Origin of the sequence: Ramlibacter sp. (assembly GCF_013697775.1) — a bacterium.
Classification (GTDB): domain Bacteria; phylum Pseudomonadota; class Gammaproteobacteria; order Burkholderiales; family Burkholderiaceae_C; genus Ramlibacter.
Map to the genome: position 1 here is coordinate 1 of NZ_JACCWG010000426.1, position 2,176 is coordinate 2,176.

The following is a 2,176-nucleotide window of genomic DNA, read 5'->3' on the forward strand; positions in this document are numbered from 1 at the left end:
GCGACGACCTGCCGCACGGCCTGCCGGGCCTCGACACCGGGCTGGGCCTGTCGCACATGATGGGCAAGAAGCCGCTGTACATCGCCATGCTGCGCCGCTACATGGAAGGCCAGAAGCACGTCTGCGCGCAGATCCACGACGCGCTGGCCATCGGCGACATGCCGACGGCCGAGCGCGTGGCCCACACCACCCGCAGCGTGGCCGGCAACCTGGGCGCGACCGCGGTGGAGGAACTGGCCTCGGCGCTGGAGCGCGCGCTGAAGGACTACGCGCCGCCGGTGGAAGTGCAGCAGCGGCTGCTGGAGCTGGAAACGGCGCAGGCCGCGCTGATCGGCGAGCTGGAAATGCACTTCGTGGCGGAACCGGCCGCCTCCTGACAAACACCCTGGCGCCGCCGGTCCATCCGGCTACCATGGCCCCCAGCCCGCCGTCCGCGCGGTCGCCCAGGAGGAGCCATGACCCAAGCCGCCGTTCTGCAGAATGCAGCCCGCCTTTTCACGCCCAACGACGCCGCGCTGCTCCAGCAGCACCTGCAGGCGCTCGTGACGGTGGAATTTCTGACCATTCCGCTGTACCTCACCGCCGTCTACTCGTTCACCGAGGCCGCGCTGGCCTGGTCGCCCGACGGCGGCAAGACCACGCCGCTGTACGCCGCGCAGCAGGAGGTGCTGTCGGTGGCGGTGCAGGAGATGCTGCACCTGCAACTGGCCGGCAACATGTGCAATTCCTTCGGCGTCACGCCGCAGATTCCGCAGCTGAACGTGGCGCCCGGCGAGGTCATCACCGTGCCGCACCTGGAGCCCACCGCCGGCACGCCGCTGACCACCACCATCGGCAACCTGCCGGCCGTGATGGAGGCGCTGATCGCCATCGAAAAGCCCGCCGGCAGCGACTTCCCGCCGCCCAACCCCCAGGTGGTCTACCAGTCGATCGCCGACCTCTACCACGCCACGCTCACGCTGCTGAGCCGCTATATGCGCGCCTACGCCAACGTGAGCCCCGGCGACGATCCGCACTTCCAGCCGGACCACCTGCAGGTGAACTACGCGACCTTCGCCAGCACCTACCCGATGATCCCCACCATCTCCACCCGCACCGACGTGGGCACGGTGGCCAACGCCATCACCGACCAGGGTGAAGGCGGGCTCGTGGCGTCCACCGTGGGCGGCCTGTTCCGCTCGGGCGCCGACGGCGAGGTGCTGCCGCAGTTCCAGCCGGTGAAGGGCAGCCGCTTCGCGCGCTGGGGCGCCAAGACGCACTACACGCGCTTCGTCGACGTGAAGGCGGTGATCGACCAGATCGCCGCGCTGGACAAGACGCCGATGGTGCACGCCGCCGACGACCCGCGCCTGCCCGGCAACGCCTCCATGTTCTACCAGCCCAACGGCGTGCAGTCGCCCGACCTGCCGTCCTGGGCGCCGCGCGCGCCCGTCCTGCAGGGCTGCGCCTCCACCATCTGGAGCTACCTGATCGACGCCATGCAGCAGGGTTTCGCCGGCGGCACCCTGAGCCCGAACAGCGGCCAGACCGCCACCAGCCCGGGCTTCAACGACGCGATGCTGGCGTTCAAGTACGTCACGCCGCTGGTGTGGCAGTACGGCCAGGTGATCGGCTACCAGTACACCGCCGGCGTCACCGGCGCGCAGGCGGCGCAGGCGATGGACACGGCCGACCCGCTGTCGCTGTTCCACTGGGACGAGACCACCGCCAACCTGCGCGCGCAGTGGACCGCCGACGGCGTCGCGCTCAACGCCTGCCAGGGCCTCAACACCTGCAGCGGGCGCGGCTGGGGCGGCATCGCCACTGCCGCGGGCAACGGCGCCTGCGCCACCGCCGACCTGCACACCTGCGGCGGCGGCAACGACTGCGGCGCGCAGGGCGGCTGCGGCTTCCTCTCCAGCGTGCAGGGCGGCGGGCTGCTCGGTCCGGCCGACCAGTGGATCCCGTCGGAGAACATCGGTGCCGGCACCGGCGGCTGCCAGACGCCGATCAGCACGCTGCAGATGTTCGACAGCGGCGCCACCGCCACCATCAATGCCCAGACCGGCGAAGGCTGGACCGACGCGGCCAAGGCAGCGCTGGTGGCGCTGGAAGGCACGTCGGTCTGGCAGCAGGCGCGCAAGCTGTTCGCCGCCAGGCAGGGCAGCGCGCTGCCGCAGCCGCTGGCGTCCGGCGC

The 2,176-nt window shown here is 71.1% G+C and carries 2 protein-coding genes; both read left to right on the forward strand.

Annotated features, from left to right (window positions below; all coding sequences use genetic code 11):
* A partial coding sequence (locus H0U68_RS21575; RefSeq protein WP_296358959.1) for an Hpt domain-containing protein occupies positions 1 to 377 on the forward strand: 377 nt, incomplete at its 5' end.
* Between the two features lie 78 nt (positions 378 to 455).
* On the forward strand, positions 456 to 2,176 hold a 1,721-nt coding region (locus tag H0U68_RS21580; RefSeq protein ID WP_296358960.1), incomplete at its 3' end, for a ferritin-like domain-containing protein.